This is a genomic window from Acetomicrobium hydrogeniformans ATCC BAA-1850, assembly GCF_000160455.2.
GTDB classification, from domain to species: domain Bacteria; phylum Synergistota; class Synergistia; order Synergistales; family Acetomicrobiaceae; genus Acetomicrobium; species Acetomicrobium thermoterrenum.
The window spans coordinates 1,449,234-1,468,696 of record NZ_ACJX03000001.1; the positions used below are offsets into that span (position 1 = coordinate 1,449,234).

35 protein-coding genes are annotated in these 19,463 nt (G+C 50.4%); all 35 read left to right on the plus strand.

Features of this window, described 5'->3' with window-relative positions; translation table 11 throughout:
* The first annotated feature begins 6 nt into the window (after positions 1 to 6).
* From rplB to flgG, 35 genes are read left to right on the plus strand one after another with little or no spacing between them, the layout of a single operon-like run.
* A complete protein-coding gene (gene rplB, locus HMPREF1705_RS07110; protein ID WP_009201484.1) occupies positions 7 to 840 on the plus strand; it encodes a 50S ribosomal protein L2 in 834 nt (277 codons plus the stop codon).
* A gap of 16 nt (positions 841 to 856) precedes the next feature.
* Entirely contained in the window at positions 857 to 1,138 is a 282-nt protein-coding gene (rpsS, locus tag HMPREF1705_RS07115) for a 30S ribosomal protein S19 (RefSeq protein ID WP_009201483.1), read from the plus strand.
* 11 nt (positions 1,139 to 1,149) lie between these two features.
* Positions 1,150 to 1,497, plus strand: coding sequence for a 50S ribosomal protein L22 (rplV, locus tag HMPREF1705_RS07120; RefSeq protein WP_040348165.1), 348 nt, complete (start codon positions 1,150 to 1,152; stop codon positions 1,495 to 1,497).
* A 1-nt stretch (position 1,498) separates the two neighbouring features.
* Entirely contained in the window at positions 1,499 to 2,173 is a 675-nt protein-coding gene (rpsC, locus tag HMPREF1705_RS07125; RefSeq protein WP_009201481.1) for a 30S ribosomal protein S3, read from the plus strand.
* Between the two features lie 7 nt (positions 2,174 to 2,180).
* Positions 2,181 to 2,606: a 50S ribosomal protein L16 gene (gene rplP / locus HMPREF1705_RS07130; RefSeq protein WP_009201480.1), complete on the plus strand. Its 426-nt coding sequence runs from the start codon at positions 2,181 to 2,183 to the stop codon at positions 2,604 to 2,606.
* Entirely contained in the window at positions 2,606 to 2,821 is a 216-nt protein-coding gene (gene rpmC, locus HMPREF1705_RS07135; protein ID WP_009201479.1) for a 50S ribosomal protein L29, read from the plus strand. The genes rplP and rpmC overlap by 1 nt, the downstream gene beginning before the upstream one ends.
* Positions 2,822 to 2,834: 13 nt before the next feature.
* Positions 2,835 to 3,128 carry a 30S ribosomal protein S17 gene (gene rpsQ / locus HMPREF1705_RS07140; RefSeq protein WP_009201478.1) on the plus strand — a complete coding sequence of 98 codons (294 nt, stop codon included), beginning with the start codon at positions 2,835 to 2,837 and terminating at the stop codon, positions 3,126 to 3,128.
* A 5-nt stretch (positions 3,129 to 3,133) separates the two neighbouring features.
* Positions 3,134 to 3,502, plus strand: a complete 369-nt coding sequence (gene rplN, locus HMPREF1705_RS07145) for a 50S ribosomal protein L14 (RefSeq protein ID WP_009201477.1) — start codon at positions 3,134 to 3,136, stop codon at positions 3,500 to 3,502.
* Between the two features lie 14 nt (positions 3,503 to 3,516).
* A complete protein-coding gene (gene rplX, locus HMPREF1705_RS07150; RefSeq protein WP_040348163.1) occupies positions 3,517 to 3,843 on the plus strand; it encodes a 50S ribosomal protein L24 in 327 nt (108 codons plus the stop codon).
* A gap of 19 nt (positions 3,844 to 3,862) precedes the next feature.
* Entirely contained in the window at positions 3,863 to 4,405 is a 543-nt protein-coding gene (gene rplE, locus HMPREF1705_RS07155; RefSeq protein WP_009201475.1) for a 50S ribosomal protein L5, read from the plus strand.
* Between the two features lie 21 nt (positions 4,406 to 4,426).
* Positions 4,427 to 4,612, plus strand: a complete 186-nt coding sequence (locus tag HMPREF1705_RS07160; RefSeq protein WP_009201474.1) for a type Z 30S ribosomal protein S14 — start codon at positions 4,427 to 4,429, stop codon at positions 4,610 to 4,612.
* A 27-nt stretch (positions 4,613 to 4,639) separates the two neighbouring features.
* Positions 4,640 to 5,044 (plus strand): 30S ribosomal protein S8, encoded by a 405-nt coding sequence (rpsH, locus tag HMPREF1705_RS07165; protein WP_009201473.1) that lies wholly within the window; start codon positions 4,640 to 4,642, stop codon positions 5,042 to 5,044.
* 13 nt (positions 5,045 to 5,057) lie between these two features.
* Positions 5,058 to 5,597, plus strand: coding sequence for a 50S ribosomal protein L6 (gene rplF / locus HMPREF1705_RS07170; protein WP_040348160.1), 540 nt, complete (start codon positions 5,058 to 5,060; stop codon positions 5,595 to 5,597).
* A gap of 15 nt (positions 5,598 to 5,612) precedes the next feature.
* Complete coding sequence (rplR, locus tag HMPREF1705_RS07175) at positions 5,613 to 5,981, plus strand: 50S ribosomal protein L18 (RefSeq protein ID WP_040348159.1); 369 nt, start codon at positions 5,613 to 5,615, stop codon at positions 5,979 to 5,981.
* Between the two features lie 15 nt (positions 5,982 to 5,996).
* Positions 5,997 to 6,497 (plus strand): 30S ribosomal protein S5, encoded by a 501-nt coding sequence (gene rpsE / locus HMPREF1705_RS07180; protein WP_009201470.1) that lies wholly within the window; start codon positions 5,997 to 5,999, stop codon positions 6,495 to 6,497.
* 17 nt (positions 6,498 to 6,514) lie between these two features.
* The gene (gene rpmD / locus HMPREF1705_RS07185; protein ID WP_009201469.1) at positions 6,515 to 6,697 is read left to right on the plus strand and encodes a 50S ribosomal protein L30; all 183 of its coding nucleotides are present in this window, start codon (positions 6,515 to 6,517) and stop codon (positions 6,695 to 6,697) included.
* 15 nt (positions 6,698 to 6,712) lie between these two features.
* The gene (rplO, locus tag HMPREF1705_RS07190) at positions 6,713 to 7,159 is read left to right on the plus strand and encodes a 50S ribosomal protein L15 (protein WP_040348158.1); all 447 of its coding nucleotides are present in this window, start codon (positions 6,713 to 6,715) and stop codon (positions 7,157 to 7,159) included.
* The gene (secY, locus tag HMPREF1705_RS07195; protein WP_009201467.1) at positions 7,160 to 8,452 is read left to right on the plus strand and encodes a preprotein translocase subunit SecY; all 1,293 of its coding nucleotides are present in this window, start codon (positions 7,160 to 7,162) and stop codon (positions 8,450 to 8,452) included.
* Positions 8,453 to 8,485: 33 nt separating this feature from the next.
* Positions 8,486 to 9,145 (plus strand): adenylate kinase, encoded by a 660-nt coding sequence (locus HMPREF1705_RS07200; RefSeq protein WP_040348157.1) that lies wholly within the window; start codon positions 8,486 to 8,488, stop codon positions 9,143 to 9,145.
* Positions 9,132 to 9,905, plus strand: a complete 774-nt coding sequence (map, locus tag HMPREF1705_RS07205; RefSeq protein WP_009201465.1) for a type I methionyl aminopeptidase — start codon at positions 9,132 to 9,134, stop codon at positions 9,903 to 9,905. Before HMPREF1705_RS07200 ends, map begins: the two co-directional genes overlap by 14 nt.
* Positions 9,902 to 10,213, plus strand: a complete 312-nt coding sequence (locus HMPREF1705_RS07210; protein WP_009201464.1) for a KOW domain-containing RNA-binding protein — start codon at positions 9,902 to 9,904, stop codon at positions 10,211 to 10,213. The genes map and HMPREF1705_RS07210 overlap by 4 nt, the downstream gene beginning before the upstream one ends.
* Before the next feature lie 10 nt (positions 10,214 to 10,223).
* A complete protein-coding gene (infA, locus tag HMPREF1705_RS07215; RefSeq protein WP_009201463.1) occupies positions 10,224 to 10,442 on the plus strand; it encodes a translation initiation factor IF-1 in 219 nt (72 codons plus the stop codon).
* Positions 10,443 to 10,464: 22 nt separating this feature from the next.
* The gene (gene rpmJ / locus HMPREF1705_RS07220) at positions 10,465 to 10,590 is read left to right on the plus strand and encodes a 50S ribosomal protein L36 (protein WP_009201462.1); all 126 of its coding nucleotides are present in this window, start codon (positions 10,465 to 10,467) and stop codon (positions 10,588 to 10,590) included.
* A gap of 6 nt (positions 10,591 to 10,596) precedes the next feature.
* On the plus strand, positions 10,597 to 10,980 hold the full coding sequence (gene rpsM, locus HMPREF1705_RS07225) for a 30S ribosomal protein S13 (RefSeq protein ID WP_009201461.1): 384 nt from the start codon (positions 10,597 to 10,599) through the stop codon (positions 10,978 to 10,980).
* 31 nt (positions 10,981 to 11,011) lie between these two features.
* The gene (gene rpsK / locus HMPREF1705_RS07230; RefSeq protein ID WP_009201460.1) at positions 11,012 to 11,404 is read left to right on the plus strand and encodes a 30S ribosomal protein S11; all 393 of its coding nucleotides are present in this window, start codon (positions 11,012 to 11,014) and stop codon (positions 11,402 to 11,404) included.
* A gap of 39 nt (positions 11,405 to 11,443) precedes the next feature.
* Positions 11,444 to 12,070 carry a 30S ribosomal protein S4 gene (gene rpsD, locus HMPREF1705_RS07235; RefSeq protein WP_040348156.1) on the plus strand — a complete coding sequence of 209 codons (627 nt, stop codon included), beginning with the start codon at positions 11,444 to 11,446 and terminating at the stop codon, positions 12,068 to 12,070.
* 20 nt (positions 12,071 to 12,090) lie between these two features.
* Complete coding sequence (locus HMPREF1705_RS07240; protein WP_040348155.1) at positions 12,091 to 13,125, plus strand: DNA-directed RNA polymerase subunit alpha; 1,035 nt, start codon at positions 12,091 to 12,093, stop codon at positions 13,123 to 13,125.
* Between the two features lie 3 nt (positions 13,126 to 13,128).
* Positions 13,129 to 13,482 (plus strand): 50S ribosomal protein L17, encoded by a 354-nt coding sequence (gene rplQ, locus HMPREF1705_RS07245; protein WP_040348152.1) that lies wholly within the window; start codon positions 13,129 to 13,131, stop codon positions 13,480 to 13,482.
* Positions 13,483 to 13,488: 6 nt separating this feature from the next.
* Positions 13,489 to 14,325, plus strand: coding sequence for an ATP-binding cassette domain-containing protein (locus HMPREF1705_RS07250; protein WP_009201456.1), 837 nt, complete (start codon positions 13,489 to 13,491; stop codon positions 14,323 to 14,325).
* Complete coding sequence (locus HMPREF1705_RS07255) at positions 14,316 to 15,167, plus strand: ATP-binding cassette domain-containing protein (protein WP_009201455.1); 852 nt, start codon at positions 14,316 to 14,318, stop codon at positions 15,165 to 15,167. The genes HMPREF1705_RS07250 and HMPREF1705_RS07255 overlap by 10 nt, the downstream gene beginning before the upstream one ends.
* Complete coding sequence (locus HMPREF1705_RS07260; protein WP_009201454.1) at positions 15,155 to 15,967, plus strand: energy-coupling factor transporter transmembrane component T family protein; 813 nt, start codon at positions 15,155 to 15,157, stop codon at positions 15,965 to 15,967. Before HMPREF1705_RS07255 ends, HMPREF1705_RS07260 begins: the two co-directional genes overlap by 13 nt.
* Positions 15,955 to 16,761: a tRNA pseudouridine(38-40) synthase TruA gene (gene truA, locus HMPREF1705_RS07265; RefSeq protein ID WP_057940821.1), complete on the plus strand. Its 807-nt coding sequence runs from the start codon at positions 15,955 to 15,957 to the stop codon at positions 16,759 to 16,761. The genes HMPREF1705_RS07260 and truA overlap by 13 nt, the downstream gene beginning before the upstream one ends.
* A 21-nt stretch (positions 16,762 to 16,782) precedes the next feature.
* Positions 16,783 to 17,826, plus strand: coding sequence for a rod shape-determining protein (gene mreB, locus HMPREF1705_RS07270; protein WP_009201452.1), 1,044 nt, complete (start codon positions 16,783 to 16,785; stop codon positions 17,824 to 17,826).
* 43 nt (positions 17,827 to 17,869) lie between these two features.
* Positions 17,870 to 18,640 carry a flagellar hook-basal body protein gene (locus tag HMPREF1705_RS07275; RefSeq protein ID WP_009201451.1) on the plus strand — a complete coding sequence of 257 codons (771 nt, stop codon included), beginning with the start codon at positions 17,870 to 17,872 and terminating at the stop codon, positions 18,638 to 18,640.
* A gap of 31 nt (positions 18,641 to 18,671) precedes the next feature.
* Complete coding sequence (gene flgG / locus HMPREF1705_RS07280) at positions 18,672 to 19,460, plus strand: flagellar basal-body rod protein FlgG (RefSeq protein WP_009201450.1); 789 nt, start codon at positions 18,672 to 18,674, stop codon at positions 19,458 to 19,460.
* Positions 19,461 to 19,463: the final 3 nt, after the last annotated feature.

Below are 19,463 nucleotides of genomic sequence, written 5' to 3' on the forward strand. Positions count from 1 at the left end.
AGTCCAATGGGAATTAGAAAATACAAACCGACGACTCCCGGCAGACGCCAGATGGCCACATCGGACTTTTCGGAAATTACCAGAGATGAATTTGAAAAGAGCCTGGTAGTTTCGTTAAAAAAGAAGACGGCCGGAAGGAACAATAAGGGAAGGGTCACTGCGAACCATCGCGGCGGGGGCCACAAGAGGCTCTATAGAATCGTAGATTTCAAGAGAGATAAATTCGACGTTCCCGGAAAAGTAGCCGCGTTAGAGTACGATCCCAACAGATCGGCGAGGATAGCGCTCGTACATTATGCCGACGGTGAGAAGCGCTACATCCTGGCCCCTGTGGGCTTGAGCGTAGGAGATGTGGTAATGTCTGGAGAAAAGGCTGACATTAAACCTGGCAACGCATTAAAGCTACGGGATATTCCCGTCGGCACCTTCGTCCATAACATTGAGCTGCAGCCGGGGCGAGGCGGTGTGATGGCCAGATCTGCCGGCGCACAGGTGCAGATAATGGCAAAGGAAGGAAAATACGTTTTGCTGCGCATGCCGAGCGGTGAAATAAGGTATGTTCTGCAGGAGTGTATGGCTACGGTTGGCCAGGTCGGTAACGTGGAACACGAAAACGAGGTGCATGGCAAGGCCGGCAGGAAGAGGTGGCTTGGCAGGAAGCCAAGGGTGCGTCCTATGGCCATGAACCCCGTCGATCACCCCCTCGGTGGCGGCGAGGGTAAAACGAAGTCGAACAAACACCCCGTTTCGGCAACGGGCGTTCCGGCTAAGGGGTATAAAACCCGTAAGCCTAAAAAGGCATCGACCAAATACATCGTTCGTCGCAGGAACGTTCAGTAAGGGAGGGAACTGACTTATGCCCCGTTCGGTAAAAAAAGGTCCCTACGTGGATCAAAAATTGTTGAAACGAATAGAGGAAATGAACGCGTCCGGAAACAAGAGAGTGATCAAGACATGGTCAAGGAGATCTACAATAGTGCCAAGCATGATTGGCCATACTGTCGCGGTTCACAACGGACGCACTCACATACCTATTTACATAAGCGAAAATATGGTAGGCCATAAGCTCGGAGAGTTTGCCCCGACCAGAAAATTTGGCGGGCATGCCGGGCAGGAACGCACCACCAGGGTAAGGTAGGGTGAGAGATGATGGAAGCAAAAGCTATATCCAAACAAATAAGGATTTCACCCTTTAAGGTGCGACAGGTGTTGTCCTTGATCAGAGGCAAGAAAGCCGGGGAAGCTCTTTTAATATTGCGCTATTGCCCCAAAAAGGCCGCGCGATATATTGAGAAGACTTTGACCAGCGCCATTGCAAACGCTGATCACAACCTGGGCATGAGCGTCGACGAACTTTATGTAGTTAAGGCCATCGCGGATGAAGGTCCTACTTTGAAAAGATGGAAACCGGTATCCATGGGAAGGGCCCATCCTTTCAATCATCGTACCTGTCATATCACTATAGTAGTTGGCGAAAGGCAAGGAGGTATTGACTAAGATGGGACAGAAAGTACATCCCGTTGGCTATCGTCTGGGAGTCATCCGTGATTGGGAGTCGAGATGGTATGCCGACAAGAAAAATTTTGCCAAGCAATTGCATGAAGACATCAAACTGCGTAAATGGATAAAGGACAGATGGGGACATGCTGGCATCTCCACGGTCGAAATAGAGCGGATCGGAAACGTAATCCGGTTCACGATTTGGACCGCCCGCCCCGGTGTCGTAATAGGAAAAGGCGGCAGCGAAATACAGGAAGTCAGGGATGAGCTGCAGAAGATGACGGGATCCAAGGTAATGATCAATGTCCAGGAGATAAAAAATCCCGACAAAAACGCCCAAATAGTGGCCGAGGGCATAGCATCAGCCCTGGAGCGGAGGGTGTCCTTCCGAAGAGCGATGAAACAGGCCATATTCCGTGCCATGAAGGCAGGAGCTTTGGGCATCAAGACGCAGTGTTCCGGCAGATTGGGCGGCGCCGAAATTGCCAGAAGAGAGTGGTATCTCGAAGGTCGCCTGCCTCTGTCCACGCTAAGGGCAGATATCGATTACGGTTTTGCCGAGGCCAAGACGATGTACGGCGTTATCGGAGTAAAGGTATGGATATACAACGGCGATGTATTACCCTCGCTCAAGGAGCAGCCTCACGACGAGGTTTCGAGCGAGAGGAGGTGAATAGATTATGTTGATGCCAAAAAGGGTGAAGTATAGAAAACCTTTTCGCAAGCCTCTGCGAGGCAGGACGAAGGGTGGCGCAACTGTAGCCTTCGGAGATTACGGGTTGCAGGCTCTTGAAAACGTGTGGCTCACTGCAAGGCAGATAGAGGCTGCCCGTATAGCCATCACGCGAAAAATGAAAAAGGGCGGAAAACTTTGGATAAGAGTCTTCCCCGACGTCGCATATACCAAAAAGCCTTTGGAGACCAGGATGGGCAAAGGTAAGGGCGCTCCTGAGTATTGGGTTGCTCCCGTTAAACGTGGCCGGGTTATCTTCGAAGTGGCCGGCGTTTCCAGAGAAGTGGTAGAAGAGGCTTTTCGCTCTGCCGCACATAAATTGCCCATCAAGGTTCGGGTTATCGAAAGGGAAGAAATGGGTGGTGAAGCATAATGAATCCTAAAGAGTTGCGCGACCTGACCATCGAAGAACTGAAGGAAAAACACAGGGAATATAAAAAGGAACTATACAATCTTCGCTTCCAGCATGCCATTGGTCAGCTTTCCAATACGGCAAGAATAGCGGAAGTGAAGAGGACGATCGCCAGGATTCTTACTATCATGCGCGAGAAAGAGACCGGGCGAGATCGCTCCTCGGTGTTGAATTAAAGGAGGGAGTTTTATGGAGGAGCGCAAGGCTCAAAAAAAGGTCAGAAGAGGCATTGTCGTAAGCAATAAAATGGACAAAACGGTAGTGGTCAGAGTAGACAGGATGGCGAAGCACGCGTTATACGACAAACCTGTTCTCAAGAGCAAGAAATTCATGGCTCACGACGAGGAAAATTCTTGCTCCATAGGAGATAAGGTTTTAATAGAGGAAACTCGACCTCTTTCGCGAAAGAAAAGATGGAAAGTCGTAAAGATCCTGGAGCGTGCTCCTCTCTTTGAATACACTGGACCAGTCGAGGAGGAATAAAGGCCATGATACAGTTACATACTATGCTTAATGTGGCCGATAATTCGGGAGCAAAAAAAATAAGGTGCATTCAGGTGACCGGGGGTAGTTACAGGCGATATGGGACGGTTGGCGACGTAATAGTGGCTTCCGTTAAGGAAGCCATACCGAACAGCAATATCAAAAAAGGCGATGTAGTCAAAGCCGTAATTGTGCGCGTTCGCAAAGAGGTAAGGCGTCGCGACGGTTCCTACGTTCGCTTCGACGACAACGCCGCCGTTATAATCGATAACCAGGGAAACCCTCGCGGTACACGCATATTCGGCCCTGTAGCCAGGGAATTGAGGGACAAGGGTTATACGCGCATAGTATCGCTTGCTCCTGAGGTCGTATGAGGAGGCGTGTTTGTATGTCCAAGATGCGAATTAAAAAGGGAGATATGGTCCGCGTTATTTCCGGCAAAGATAAAGGAAAGGAAGGAAAGGTCCTCCAGCGCATACCCACAAGGAACATGTTGCTGATAGAGGGAGTGAACGTCGTAACCAAGCATTCGCGTCCCTCTCAGAAAAATCCCCAGGGCGGAATCCTGCGCCAAGAGGCCCCTATCCATGCGGACAAGGTCATGCTGGTCTGTCCTGCCTGTGGTGAGGCGACGAGGGTATCTCGCGCCTTTTTGGAGGACGGACGCAAGGTTCGCCTATGCAAGAAGTGCGGCGAAATAGTGGATAAGCTTTAGGTTGAGGAGGAACAGGCAAATGGTTCCGCGATTACTTGAAAAATACAGAAGTGAAGTAGTTCCGCGAATGATGAAGGCCTTTAATTACAAAAACGTCATGGAGGTTCCACGAATAGAAAAGGTCGTAGTCAATATCGGCGTAAGCGAAGCGAAACAGGATATAAAATATTTGGACGCTGCTATTAATGAGCTAGCCCTCATCACAGGGCAACGGCCAGTTTTGAAAAGAGCGAAGAAGTCCGTTGCAGGCTTCAAGGTGAGAAAGGGCATGCCCGTGGCATGCACCGTTACGCTCAGAGGGGCTAAGATGTGGGAGTTTTTGGACAGGTTAATCTCTCTGGCTTTGCCCCGCATAAAGGACTTTCAAGGCGTTTCGAGAAAAGGCCTCGACGGGCGCGGAAACTATAACTTGGGGTTGAGGGAACAGCTGATATTCCCTGAAATCGAATACGACGATATTATGCGTATCAGGGGTATGAACGTAAGCATTACAACTACGGCGAAAACCGATGAGGAAGCTTACGGACTGCTAAAAGAGCTGGGTATGCCCTTTAGGCAGTAGCGATGAGGAGGTTAAAATCCGATGTCTAGGAAAGCTCTTGAGATAAAGGCTCAAAGAGAACCGAAGTATAAGGTGAGAAAATACAACAGATGTCCGCTTTGCGGTCGCCCGAGGGCATTTATGAGGAAGTTTAACATGTGTAGGTGCTGCTTCAGAGATTTGGCGCGACAGGGCAAGATCCCTGGAGTCGTCAAGTCCAGCTGGTAGCCCTATGAAACAAAAGGAGGATCGGCGATGTATGTTACAGATCCGATTGCTGATATGTTGACGCGAATCCGCAATGCGAACATAGCTTACCACGAAGTAGTGGACATCCCCATGAGCAACATGAAGCATCGTATTGCGCGAGTATTGAAGGACGAAGGTTATATAAAAAACTATAAAGTGATAAACGACCCCGGCAAGCCCTATCAAATGCTGAGGATATATTTGCACTACGGGCCAAACAAGGAAAGGGTCATACAGGGTCTTCGTCGGGTCAGCAAGCCCGGCAGGCGAATATATGTCAACAGCAGAGACTTGCCGAAGGTCATGGGGGGCTTGGGGGTAGCGATAATATCGACTTCAAGCGGACTGATGACTGACGCGGAGGCCAGAAAAAAGGGCCTTGGCGGCGAAGTCCTTTGCTACGTGTGGTAAGGGGGGAAAGACGTTGTCGAGGATTGGTCGGAAACCGATTTCCATCCCTAAAGGGGTAAATGTGACGTTGAGCGGTCGCACCGTTAGGGTAAAAGGTCCAAAGGGAGAAATGAGTTTTGATTTGTTGCCCAACATAAACGTTGAGTTGGCCGATGAGCAGATAATGGTCATGAGGAATAGGGAAGACAAAAAAACGAAGGCCTTTCACGGCCTTGTAAGGGCCATGTTGAGCAATATCGTCACGGGCGTTACGCAGGGGTTTGAAAAGGAGCTCGAGATAGTGGGAGTGGGATACAGAGCTCAGATGCAAGGGCAGAAACTGGTCCTGAACCTCGGGTATTCAAATCCCGTTGAATATGTTCCGCCTAAAGGGATAACGATTACTACAGATAGCCCGACCAAGATAAAGATCTCGGGCATAGATAAGCAAGAGGTCGGTCAAGTCGCCGCTATAATAAGATCCTTCAGGGCCCCCGAACCTTACAAGGGCAAAGGGATCAGGTATGTTGGCGAAGTTGTCAAGCGAAAGACCGGTAAAGCTAGTGCGAAATAGTGGAGGTGGACCATTTTGATTAAGCGTAAATCGCGTAACGATATGCGCCTTCTTCGGCATCGCAGGATCAGGAAAAGGCTATTGGGTACACAGGAAAAACCTAGGTTGAGCGTCTTTAGGAGCCTGAAACACATTTATGTCCAAGTCATTGATGATGAGCGTGGGCATACCCTGGTTTCCGCGTCCACCTTAGACAAGGAACTTAGGCCTTTTCAGGCAAGCTCCGGCTCCATAGAGGCGGCCAAGGCAGTGGGGCAGCTTGTGGCGAGACGAGCGCTGGAGCGTGGCATTGCTGAAGTCGTTTTTGACCGTGGCGGACACGCCTATCACGGGAAGGTCAAGGCGCTTGCCGATGCCGCTCGCGAAGCCGGCTTGAAGTTATAAAGGGGGAGTCTTTGCATGGTCAGGATAACGATACCAAAAGGCGTGGAGCTAACCGAGAGGGTTATCGCCATAAACAGGGTCAGCAAAGTCGTCAAAGGCGGCAAGAGATTTAAATTCAGCGTTCTTGTCGTAGTTGGAGACGGGGAACGATACATAGGAGTAGGCATGGGTAAGGCGAGGGAGATACCCGAAGCGGTTCGTAAGGGCATTGAAAGGGCAAAGAAGAACCTTGTAGAGGTAAAGAAAGTAGGAAATACCATTCCCCACCCGATAGTTGCGAACTTTGGTGCGGCCCAGGTGCTGCTCAGGCCTGCCGCTCCTGGAACGGGAGTTATTGCGGGGGCAGTTGTGCGCGCCATTATGGAGTTGGGCGGCGTAAAGGACGTGTTGACGAAGGTCATAGGCAGAACGTCTAATCCTATCAACGTCGCTTACGCTACTGTTGAGGCCGTGAAGGCTCTGAGAAGCCCCGACGAGATCATGAAATTACGCGGGAAAGACCAACAACAGGCTTAGCGGGGAGGAATGAGGTTATGTCCAAAATTAGAGTTACTTGGAAAAAAAGCACCATAGGACGCCCGGAAAGACAGAGAAAATCTATCCGAGCTTTGGGCCTGAAGAAGTTGAACCATAGCGTAACCCATGACGATACGCCTCAAATCCGAGGAATGATAAGAGCCGTCGAGCATCTCATAGATTGGGAAATCGTCGAATAGCTGGGAGGGAATAGTATGCGAATTCATGACTTACGCGCCCCTATGGGGGCCCGAAAAAAGCCCAAGAGGGTTGGTCGGGGCAAGGGAAGCGGCCACGGCGGTACGGCTACGCGAGGGCATAAGGGGCAAAAAGCCCGTGCCGGTGGAAATATATCGCCCAGGTTCGAAGGCGGGCAGATGCCTCTGGTGAGAAGAATTCCGAAGAGAGGGTTTAATAATGCGAGATTCGCAAGAAAATATCAGTACGTCAATATTGTGACCCTCGACGAGAAGTTCGGAGAAAATGCAACAGTCACTCCTGAGCAGATGTACGAGGCTGGCATCATAGAAGATCTCCAAACGCCTGTTAAGATATTAGCGAAAGGGGACATCACGAAACCGCTTACGGTAAAGGCGCACAAATTCAGTGCCAACGCGAAAAGCAAGATCGAATCGGCCGGCGGCAAGGCAGAGGTGATTTAAGTGTTTAGCGCCTTGCGTGACATGTTTCGCCTTCCCGACCTTAAAAGCAGGATCTTGTTCGTCCTCGGGGTCCTGCTGGTGTTTCGCTTGGGGGCGCACATCCCAACTCCCGGAGTGGATGCGAAGGCAATGGCAAGTCTCTTTGAACAGGGCGGGGTATTGAGTCTCTTCGATCTCTTTGCGGGAGGTGCTTTGCGGCGATTCAGCATATTTGCTCTTGGCGTAACGCCCTACATCAATGCCAGTATCGTCATGCAACTTCTGGCCGTTGTCGTGCCCGCCATAGAAAAGATGCAAAAAGAGGGCGAAGAGGGAAGGCGCAAGATCGTTCAGTACACGAGGGTGTCTACGATCCTTTTCGCAGGCATCCAGGCGGTAGGAATGGTTTTGTGGCTCAGGAGCATGGACATCATTTATGTAGGTGGCATCTCTATAGTGGTGGCCATAGTAACTCTTATTGCTGGATCAATAGCCGTTATGTGGATGGGTGAAATGATATCTGACCACGGCATAGGCAACGGAATATCGCTGCTCATATTCGCCGGAATAGTTGCTCGTATACCGGAGGCAATAATGCGAACCTTTACATTGCTTCGTACCGGCGAGATGAATTTCTTAACTCTGATAATTGCCATTGCAATAATGATCGTAGTAATTGCCGGATGTATACTCCTTCAGGAGGGCCAAAGGCGATTACCGGTTCAGTATGCGAAAAGAGTTGTCGGAACCAGGGTGTACGGAGGACAGTCGACCTTCATTCCTTTGAGGGTTAACAGCGCAGGGGTAATACCTATAATTTTTGCATCCTCTGTATTACTCTTTCCCACTACCGTGGCCAGGTTTTTTTCGGCTGGATTTGCCCAGACGATTGCAGGGATCTTTTCGCCGAGTAGTCCAATATATATGATCCTTTACGTATTGCTGATCATATTTTTCACCTACTTTTATACGGCTGTCGTCTTTAATCCTGTCGATGTGGCCAACAATTTGAAGAAATACGGGGGCTTTATACCCGGAATAAGGCCGGGACGTCCTACGGCAGACTACATCGAAAGGGTGTTGTCACGAGTTACGTTGGGAGGGGCGGTATTTTTGGCGGGCATAGCTCTGCTTCCCTCGCTTTTGACGCAAATGCTGGGCATAACGACTTTCTACTTTGGAGGCACTGCAGTTTTGATCGTCGTCGGCGTTGCCCTTGAGACGGTACAGCAGATTGAAGCCCAGCTGTTGATGCGCCATTATGAAGGGATTATGAAAAGAAGGAACAAAGCTGGCGGAATACTAAGACTATAGAACAGCTTTGGGACTAGTTAGGAGGAAGAGAAGTTGCGCATGATATTTCTAGGGCCACCGGGAGCAGGAAAGGGAACGCAGGCGGTAAAATTGGCATCCAAATATGGAATAGCCCATATCTCTACCGGTGATATGTTGCGTTATCATGTTAAAAACGGCACCGATCTTGGCGAGAAGGCGAAGGCCTATATGGACTCGGGCCGGTTGGTGCCCGATGATTTGATTATAGAGATGGTCAAGGAGAGATTGGAAGAAGAGGACGCAAAGAGGGGCTTTATACTGGACGGATTTCCCAGGACCGTGAATCAGGCGGAAGCTCTGGAAGTTCTTCTAAAGTCCAAGGACATTACCCTCGATGCCGTTGTTTTATTCGACGTTGACGAAGAAACCTTGGTGCGACGCCTCTCAGGAAGGCGCATCTGCCCAAACTGTAATGCGATTTACAACGTTCATAACAGCGATTATCCTGAGGATGGTCGTTGTAAAAGGTGCGGTAATGGACTTATACAGCGCGATGACGACCGACCTGAAGTGGTAAGGCGGCGCCTCAAGGTTTACGAGGAAGAGACCGCCCCCTTGCTTGATTATTACAGAAATAAGGGCAGCCTGATATCTGTCGATGCCTCTTCCGAAAGCGACGCCGTATTGTACGCCATAGTGAGTTTGTACGGAGGCAAAGATGATTCGAATTAAGAAAGATTGGGAAATAGAAAAGATGAGAAGGGCGGGACTTGTGGTCGCAGACGTCTTAAAACTTATGAGGGATATGGTCAAACCCGGGGTGGACACGAAAAGCCTCGATGCAGAGGCCGAAAATATGATATTAAAGAGCGGAGGAATTCCGGCGTTCAAGGGGTATTCCTTTCCTGGGGCACCCTTTCCCTTTCCCGGTAGTATATGCGTCTCCGTCAACGATGAGATAGTTCACGGCATTCCCGATAATAAGAGAGTTTTGGTCGAAGGCGATATTGTGAGCATCGACGTGGGAGTCTGCATCGACGGATATTATGGGGATGCTGCTTGCACCTTTCCCGTCGGACTCATAAGCGATAGCAGATCGAGGTTGCTTGAAGTTACGAAAAGGGCCCTCTATTTGGCAGTCGATGCGGCTAAAAACGGCAATACCGTCGGAGATATAGGGCATACCGTGGAACAGTATGTCATTTCGCAGGGTTACGGTCTGGTCCGCGACTATGCGGGCCACGGGATAGGGAAGCGCCTCCATGAGGCTCCCCAGGTCCCTAACTTCGGAAGACGGGGGGACGGCATAACCCTTAAAAAGGGGTTTACCCTCGCCATCGAACCAATGGTCATCGCCAGTAAAAACGAAGATGTGGCGGTATTGGAAAACGGATGGACGGTTGTAACGGCAGATCACTCGGATGCAGCTCACTTTGAACATACGGTGCTCATTTTCGACGAGAGAGGAATCATACTCACGCCTTGGGAGTGACGATATTGGATTTAGATGACTTTCAAACAGGAAGGGTCGTCATATCCCGCAAGGGAAAGGATAAGGGCACTTTTTATGCAGTGATTGGCATGGATCGGTTGAAAAACAGGGTATACGTGGCAGACGGGTGGCGGCACTCAGTCTCTCGTCCCAAGCCCAAAAACCCGAAGCATCTTCAGATGACAAATTGGTCTTTGCCAAGATTGGAGGAACGTTTGAGGGACAGCTCGAAAAATAACGATGAGTGGCTACGTCAGCAACTGCTAAACCTGATTCGAGACAAAGGGGCTCAAATTAAGAGGGGGTAGGCCAGCGCGCATGGCGAGGGAAGATGTAATAGAGTTACGGGGTACGGTGCTTGAACCGTTGCCCAACGCGATGTTCAAAGTGCAGCTTGAAAACGGTCATATTTTGTTAGCCCATGTCTCGGGCAAGATGCGCATGCATTTCATTCGCATATTGCCCGGGGATAAGGTCTTGGTTCAAGTCTCACCTTACGACTTGACAAGAGGACGAATTGTATATAGATATAAATAGCTTTAAAGGGGGAAGTAAAAAGATGAAAGTCAGACCTTCCGTTAAACCTATTTGCGAACATTGCCAGGTCATTCGGCGTCACGGCAAGGTATGGATAATTTGCAAAAGAGATCCTAAACATAAACAAAGACAGGGAGCAAGGAGGTAGTCGGGCATGGCTCGAATCGCAGGTATTGATCTGCCCAGGGACAAAAGAGTCGAGATAGCGTTGACTTATATCTACGGCATAGGTCTTCCTTCGGCGAAGAAGATATTGGCATCTACGGGGATCAGCCCCGATACGCGGGTTAAGGACCTCACCGAAGACGAGATCAACAAGCTCCAAAGAGAGATTGAAAACAACCATAAGGTAGAAGGCGATTTGAGGCGCGAGGTCAACGCGAACATCAAGCGCCTGATAGACATAGGCTGTTATCGGGGCTTAAGGCACAGGCTCGGCCTTCCCGTAAGGGGACAGAGGACGCGCACCAACGCAAGGACGCGCAAGGGTCCAAAGAGGACGATAGCCGGCAAGAAGAAAGCCACAATGAAAAAGTAACGGAAGCCTATAAATTAAGGAGGGAAATTTAGTGGCCAAGAGCACCAAAAGACGGACCAAAAGAAAAGAAAAAAAGAATATAAATTATGCCGTTGCCCACATTCACTCTACATTTAATAATACGATCATAAGCATAACAGACAAGCAGGGCGGCGTTGTCGGTTGGGCATCGGGGGGGACAGTAGGTTTCAAGGGTACCCGTAAATCGACGCCCTATGCTGCTCAGATGGCAGCACAGGTTGTGGCCAAACAGGCACAGGATCACGGCGTCACTGAAATAGACGTAGTCGTCAAGGGCCCCGGACCGGGAAGGGAGTCGGCCATTAGAAGTTTGCAGGCCGCAGGACTGCAGATCAACATGATAAAAGACGCCACGCCGATTCCTCATAACGGATGTCGTCCTCCAAAAAGACGACGTGTATAAGCCCAACAGGGGAACATTGAAGGAGGGAAAGATCGCGATATGAGCAGATATACCGGACCTTCCTGCAGGCTGTGTCGCAGGGCAGGAACAAAGTTATTTCTAAAGGGAGACAGATGCTATTCTGAGAAGTGTGCCATAGCGAGGAGGAACTCCTTACCGGGTCAGCACTCGCAGAGGCGAGCGAAATTCAGCGAATATGGCTTGCGGTTGCACGAGAAGCAGAAGCTCAGAAGGTTTTACGGAATGACGGAACGGCAGTTTGAGAGGTTCTTCGAAAAGGCCAGCAGAATGGCCGGGCAGAAGGGGCACAATTTTCTGCAGTTGTTGGAAAGACGCGTTGACAGCGTGGTCTATCGCTTGGGCATTGCCTCGAGCAGAGCTCAAGCCAGACAGCTCGTGACCCACGGTCACATAACCGTCAACGGCAAGAAACTTGACATACCAAGCGCTTTGGTGAAAGTCGGCGATGTCATAGCCGTTGCTCCCAACAGCAGGGACATTCCTACTATAAGGGAAAACTTGGAAGTCGCTTCGGCCCGGGCCATACCGGAGTGGCTTGAACTCAATGCCGAGCGGATGGAGGGTAGAGTAGTATCTCTTCCGACGAGGGAGCAGATCGACGTTCCCGTCAACGAACAGCTCATCGTCGAATACTACGCTCGATAATTATTAAGGAGAGGATCAGTTTGGAACGTGTTGTGCCGGATATCCATATAGAAGAAAGCAGTTCGGGATATGGACGGATTAGAATAGAACCCCTGGAGAGGGGGTACGGCGTAACGCTTGGGAATGCCATTAGGCGAGTCCTGCTGTCGTCCATCCCGGGAGCTGCCGTCTCCGCCATCAGGATCGATGGCGTATTGCATGAGTTCAGTACAGTGCCCGGCGTAATGGAGGACGTATTGGAAATAATATTGAACATAAAAAAGCTAGCCGTCGTGTCCCACAGCGATGACGTTCGCATGTTGAGGCTGGAGGCAGAGGGGCCCAAGGTCGTGACGGTCGCCGATATAATCCCCGACAGCGAGGTGGAGTTTTCCAACCCCGAGGCTTACATATGTACTTTGGAAGAAGGTCATAAATTGGAAATGGACCTTTACGTCGAGCGGGGTGTAGGCTATCTGACAATGGACAGGCCAAGACCTAACTATTTGCCCATAGATGTTTTACTAGTCGATGCTGTATTTTCTCCCGTCTTGCGCGTGAACTACAACGTCGGGGCTGCAAGGGTTGGCCAGCGAACCGACTACGAGAGCCTGCTCATCGAATTGTGGACAAACGAGACGGTCGAGCCCGCTAAAGCCTTTCTTGAGGCTGTCAAGATATTGAACCAATATTTTGGCCATATAGCTTCCCTGTTGCTAAAAGAGCCCGTCTCTCCCGTAGCGGCGGAGGTTCCTGAGGCTGTCGTTGAGGCTGTAGCGGAGGAAGACCCCATTCTCTCCAGGCCCATTCGGGATCTGGAACTATCCATACGAAGCGAAAACTGCCTGCTTCGCGCAGGAGTGCGCACCATAGGGGATTTGGTCCAATACACGAGGGACGATCTTTTGAAGATACGTAATCTTGGAAAGATTTCCCTGAAGGAGATAGAGGAAAAGTTGGATATCTTCGGCCTGTCTTTGAGCGCTCCCAAAGCAGGTTCGAAGGCCGGAACAGATTCCCAGGAAAATGACGCCGAAGGTAACTTGGATGATGAAAACGAAGGCAAGGAGGAATAGAGGATGAGGCATAGAATGCGCTCTAGGACGCTTGGGCGATATGGAGCACACAGAAGTGCGATGCTCATAAACATGGCTGCAAGCCTTATAATTCACGAGAGCATAGAGACCACGGTTCCGCGGGCGAAAGAGCTTCGCAGGTATGTTGAAAAGCTCGTTACTCGCGCCAAGGGCGGGACTTTGCACGACAGAAGGATAGTTATATCGAGATTGCGCAACAAGGAAGCGACGATAAAGCTCTTCAATGAGCTTGCGCCCCGTTATGCCAATCGCCCGGGAGGCTATACTCGAATAGTGAAACTTGGATACCGCAAGGGAGACGCTGCCCCAACGGCCATAATTGAATTTGTTCAGTAATCCGATATGACTGCAAGGACAATTTTTTCTTTAAGGGATGTGACTTTTTGTTATCCCGGCTCGGACAAACCCGCCATATCGGGCATAACGATGGACGTAGAGGAAGGTCGGTGGGTTTCGGTCGTAGGAGACAACGGATCGGGCAAGTCTACCCTGGCAAAGCAATTGAACGCCCTGCTGGTGCCAACGCGGGGCGTTTGTTTTGTCATGGGCAAGGACACCAAAGACCCATCCCTACAATGGGAAATCAGAAAAGACGTCAGCATGGTCTTTCAAAACCCAGAAAATCAGATAGTCGCCTCTGTGGTCGAAGAAGAAGTCGCCTTCGGACCCGAAAATTTGGGACTTACGAGCGTGGAAATTGAGGAGCGAGTGAGGTGGGCCTTGAAGGTTACAGGCCTTTTTGAGTTTGCACATAGGCCAACCTATGCCCTTTCCGGCGGGCAAAAGCAGCGGCTTGCTCTTGCAGGAGCGCTTGCCATGAAGCCCAGATGTATTGTCCTCGATGAGGCGACCAGCATGTTGGACCCAGAAGGAAGAAAGGATTTGGTCGCAGTTTTAACCAGATTGCACCACGAAGGGATGACGGTGGTCATGATTACCCACAGATTGGAGGAGATACTGTTTTCCGATCTCACGGCCGTGCTCTCTCGGGGTAAATTGGCCTTCTACGGAGAGACGAAAGACCTTTTGGATAGCACGACCTTTGCCCGATTGGGTATCAAAGAGCCCCCCTTGTTTAAGTTGTGGCGCAACTTGAAGTCCAGGGGGTTGCTCGAAGAATCTACCTATCCCACTGTTCGGAATATGGTCGAAGAGCTGGTGGAAAGGCTATGTCTATAAGGGTTTGCAACGTAAGTTATGTATATCATAGGGATACTCCCCTGGAGACGGTTTCGCTTCGGGATGTCTCGTTCGATGTCGATCCTGGAGAATGGATAGCTGTTGTGGGGCATACGGGGAGTGGAAAGACCACTCTGGCCCAAATGCTCAACGGGTTGCTTTTCCCCACGTCGGGAGAAGTCGTCGTCGACGGATTAAAGCTCTATCCAAAGGCTCCTCATCTAAAGTCCCTTAGACGAAAGGTAGGTCTCGTATTTCAATACCCTGAGCATCAACTGTTTGCCGAAACCGTATTGGACGAGATGATGTATGCTCCCAAAAACTTCGACATCCCCGAAGATGAAGCGAGGAGAAATATCGAAAGGACTCTCGAGCTTTTCGATCTCGACGAAAATGTGCTTTCAAAAAATCCCTTTGAACTGTCGGGAGGACAGAGAAGAAAGGTCGCTCTTGCTTCGATTATGGTGGTAGAGCCTGACTATCTCGTTTTGGACGAACCGACGGCAGGGTTGGATTGGAAGGGGAGGGAAGCGCTGTTTTCAATACTTGAGGACTTCAGGAGTAAAGGAATCGCGATCGTACAGATAACACATGATATCGAGATGGTTTTGGGTCACTGCGACAAGCTGTTGGTGCTCGAGAATGGGAGAAAAAAGTTGTGGGGAAGGCCCGCAGAAGTGATAGAAGATCTGGCCGAAAAGCCGGTAAAGGGGCTTGTCCTTCCCGAGGTCCTGGAGTTTGCCCATTCACTGAGAAATGCTGGACTGAACGTGCCTCTTACGTGGGATGAGAAGTCCTTGCTTGAAGCCATAGAAAGGGAGGTTTCTTCGTGCATTTCCTAGAGCATCTTTCCTTGGGACAGTACGTCCCCGCTAAATCTTTCATCCATTCGTTGGACCCAAGGAGCAAAGTTCTGGCCGTCATGTTTTTGATCACCTCTGTTTTTCTGGCGAACACTACTCTGTGGCCTTACGTCATATGGTTTGTCTTGATCGTTATTATCAGCGCCTTGAGTAATATATCTTTTAAGACGGTCGTGACGTCGACGAGGCCCGTGCTAATATTGATCGTATTTACCTTGGCGATAAACCTGCTTTTCGCCGACGGCAGGGAGTTGTTCAGGATAGCCTTCATTTCAATTACCGAGGAAGGTCTCTTGACGGGAATTAAAATGGGCCTAAGGCTTTTTTACCTAGTATTGTTTGCCAATATAACGATGATGACTACAAGCCCAATAGAGCTTTCCGACGGCATCGAGTCTTTGCTTTCGCCTTTCAAGCGTTACGGGCTTCCTGCCCATGAATTCGCCATGATGATGACGATAGCCCTGCGGTTCATACCGACCCTCTTGGACGAAACGGACAGGATAATGAAGGCCCAGCTTGCCCGTGGAGCCGATCTGGACAGCGGCGGAATTATAAAGAGGTTTAAGGCTTTGATCCCTGTGCTGGTGCCTCTTTTTGTGATCGTATTCCAAAGGGCCGAAGAACTTGCCGTAGCAATGGAGGCCAGATGCTACAGGGGCGACTATGGCAGAAGCAGGATGAGACCGCTTGTGTGGGGTGCCTGTGACAGCCTTTATTTGAGTGCCATTCTTTTTATCTCAGCAAGCGGGGTGATTTTGGATAGGTGGATACTATAGGTCGTTTTGCTGCGCTGCTTTCCTATGATGGTTCTGCCTTTCACGGCTTCCAAAGGCAGAAAGACCTGCCCACCGTGGAATTGGCTCTGGAAGAAGCTTTAAACCTGCTTGATAAAAAGGGAAGAAGAGTGAAGGTGACGGGAGCCGGAAGAACCGACAGGGGAGTGCATGCCCTGGGGCAGGTAGTTCATTTTGACATCTCCTGGCCCCACGGCCCTACTGCTTTGAGAAAAGCACTGGAGGCAAATTTGCCTTCCTCTATAGGCGTATATGAAGTAGTTCCTGTGGACTTTGCTTTCCACGCCAGAAGGAGCGCCCTTTGGAGAAAGTATGCCTATTTTATCTGGAAAGGCGATTGCAGACTTCCCCATTTAGGCAGATATGTCTGGTGGAACCGAAGAGGCTGGGACATGGACTTGGCGAAGAAGTTTTTAACGATGATAGAGGGTTTCCACGAGTTTGGAGCCTTTTGCAGAAAAGCCGATCGTCCTTCCGATGCGAGGCGCACTATAATGGAAGCCAGAATCGAAGAGAAGGGTCCCCTTTTGAAGGTTTCCGTAACGGGGAGGTCTTTCTTGACGAATATGGTAAGGATAATAGTTGGTACAATGGATGAGATAGCGACGGGGAGAAAAAGCCTGGAGGAGGTCTGTCGTCTCTTGGATGGCGGCTCTCGCGGTGAAGCGGGTCCTACGGCTCCAGCGAAGGGCTTGTTTTTGTGGGAAGTTCGCTACGATCCCATGCCCTTCGGTTGCGAAGAATACAACGCTGTAACAGGCAATTTTATTCTTTAAGGCAAAAGGAGGTTACCTCAAGTGTTGGGTTTAGATATAGGCATAGATTTAGGAACGGCGACAATATTGATCTATGTAAAGGGAAAGGGCGTGATTATGAGGGAGCCGTCGGTGGTGGCAATAGATCAGAACAACAACAAGATCTTGGCCGTTGGCTCGGAGGCCAAGAGAATGCTCGGTAGGACTCCGGGGAACGTCGTAGCCGTTCGACCGCTTCAAAGCGGGGTCATAGCCAACTATACCATGACAGAGGCCATGATAAGGCACTTCCTGAAAAAAACCATGTCAGGATTGAACAAATTTTTGCGCCATCGCGTGATGATAGGCGTTCCCTCGGGAGCCACGGACGTGGAAAGAAGGGCCGTTTTGGAGGCTGCCCTCGAAGTGGGCGCCAAGGAGGCCTACCTCATAGAGGAACCAATGGCTGCAGCTATTGGTGCAGGGCTGGCAGTAGAGGAACCGCGGGGCAACATGGTGGTGGACGTAGGAGGCGGGACTTCGGATATAGCCGTAATATCCCTGGGGGGGCTCGTAGTGGCCGAGTCGCTGCGCATGGGCGGAGATGCCATGGATGAGGCGATAATAAGGTACGTCAGAAAGAAATACAATTTGGAGATAGGGTCGCAAACGGCCGAGGCATTGAAGATATCGATCGGCAACTGTTGCAACAATATCCCTGAGGAAGAAAAGAAAACGATGGCGGTCAAGGGTAGGGACGTAGTCCTCGGTCTTCCAAGGCAGGTAGAGTTGACTACAAAGGATGTGAAGGAGGCAATAGAGGACATAGTTTCGTCGATAATCAGGAGCATAAGGCGCGTATTGGAGCTAACGCCGGCGGAACTTTCTGCCGATATTATTGACAGGGGAATAGTGCTTACGGGGGGAGGAGCCCTCCTTAAGGGGCTTTCCGAGCTCATACACGACCAGACGGGCATAAAGACCTACGTAGCCGACTCGCCCCTGGAATGCGTAGCCCTGGGAACGGGAAAGGCTTTGGACGAACTGAACGCCCTCAAAGAATCGGGCTCGGTGTATTCGGCAATAAAGAAAAGTTCAGGGCGTTAGTCTTACAGATTGCATCTAACAATTAAAGAAGGTGGTTATTTCTATGTTTCGCGGACTTTATGGCGCCTCGTCGGCAATGCTTGTTCAGGAGAAGGTCATAGACGTCGCCTCCAATAACCTCGCAAACGTGGATACTGCAGGGTTCAAAAGAAGGATTAGTGTCAACAAATCCTTCCCTGAGGTAATGATTGAAAGAAGGGAGGCTGTCGGGCCCTTTGAAAGACAGGTTTATTGGCCCATAGGTTCAGCAAGCCTCAACGTGGTCTTGTCCGAGACAACCGTGGATCTCTCAGAGGGCCAAGTGGTATCCACCGACAATCCGCTGGATGTAGCCATTTCCGGTAGGGGCTTCTTTTCCCTTAGGGATGGAGCGGGAAACATCTTTTATTCGAGGGCGGGAAACTTTACTTTAGATGCTAACGGCTTTATCGTGAACCAGGAAGGCCTCACGCTCCTTGGCGACGGCGGCGTTCCCATAAATGTTGGTGACGTCTCTTCTGTGGCGATTGATGAAAGGGGCACCGTGGTGGCCGACGGCGAAATACTGGGTGCGATTCAGCTTTTTGAATTCGCAAATCCAACCTATCTGCGAAACTACGCCAAAAACCTCTTTCAGGCAAACGAAGCCGCTGGCGAACCTGTTTTGGTCGAAACACCTATGCTAGTGCCGGGAGCCCTAGAGAAATCCAATGTAAACGTCGTGTATGAAATGGTCAGGCTGATAGAAGGGCAGAGGGCTTATGAGGCATCGGCCAGGACGCTTACCATGCAGGACGAGCAGACAGGATCTATGATAAATACCTACGGAAGGTAGTCATAATTTTTAAGTTTCAGGGGTGATAAACATGATACGCGCTTTATGGTCGGGAGCAACGGGGATGATTGCACAGCAATCGAACCTCGACGTAATATCTAACAACCTCGCCAATGTAAACACAACAGGATATAAAAAGATTAGGGCCGAGTTCGAGGACCTGATCTACCAGATAGGGCGAGAGCCGGGAGCTCCCGTCGAGCCGGATTCGATGATACCCACAGGTGTTCAGGTAGGCCTCGGTACACGGCTTATTGGCACTAGCCGTATAATGAGCCCCGGCAACCTGCAGGTAACGGACAATCCCTTCGATATCGCCATTGAGGGAGACGGCTTTTTTCAGGTTACGCTTCCCGACGGCACCATGGCCTACACCCGAGACGGAACTTGGCATGTCGACGGTGACGGGCAGATAGTCACTTCCAACGGTTATCTCCTGGAGCCTCAGATCGCCATACCCGAGGACACCGTCGAAATCACCGTAAGCCCCACGGGTGAGGTCTATGCAAGACAGGCAGGCGATGTGGAGCCCGACGAAATAGGACAAATAGAACTTGCCCGATTCGTTAATCCCCAAGGCTTGAGGGCCATGGGCAAAAACCTCTTTTTGGAGACCCCTGCCAGCGGATTTCCCATATTGGGACAACCGGGCGAAGAGGGATTCGGGACACTGCGTCAGGGGGCTCTGGAAATGTCAAACGTTCAGGTCGTCGAGGAAATGGTGTCCATGATCGTTTCACAGCGAGCCTACGAGGCGAACTCGAAGACCATTCAGACTGCCGACGAACTCCTCCAAATAGCCAATAACCTGAGGCGATAGATC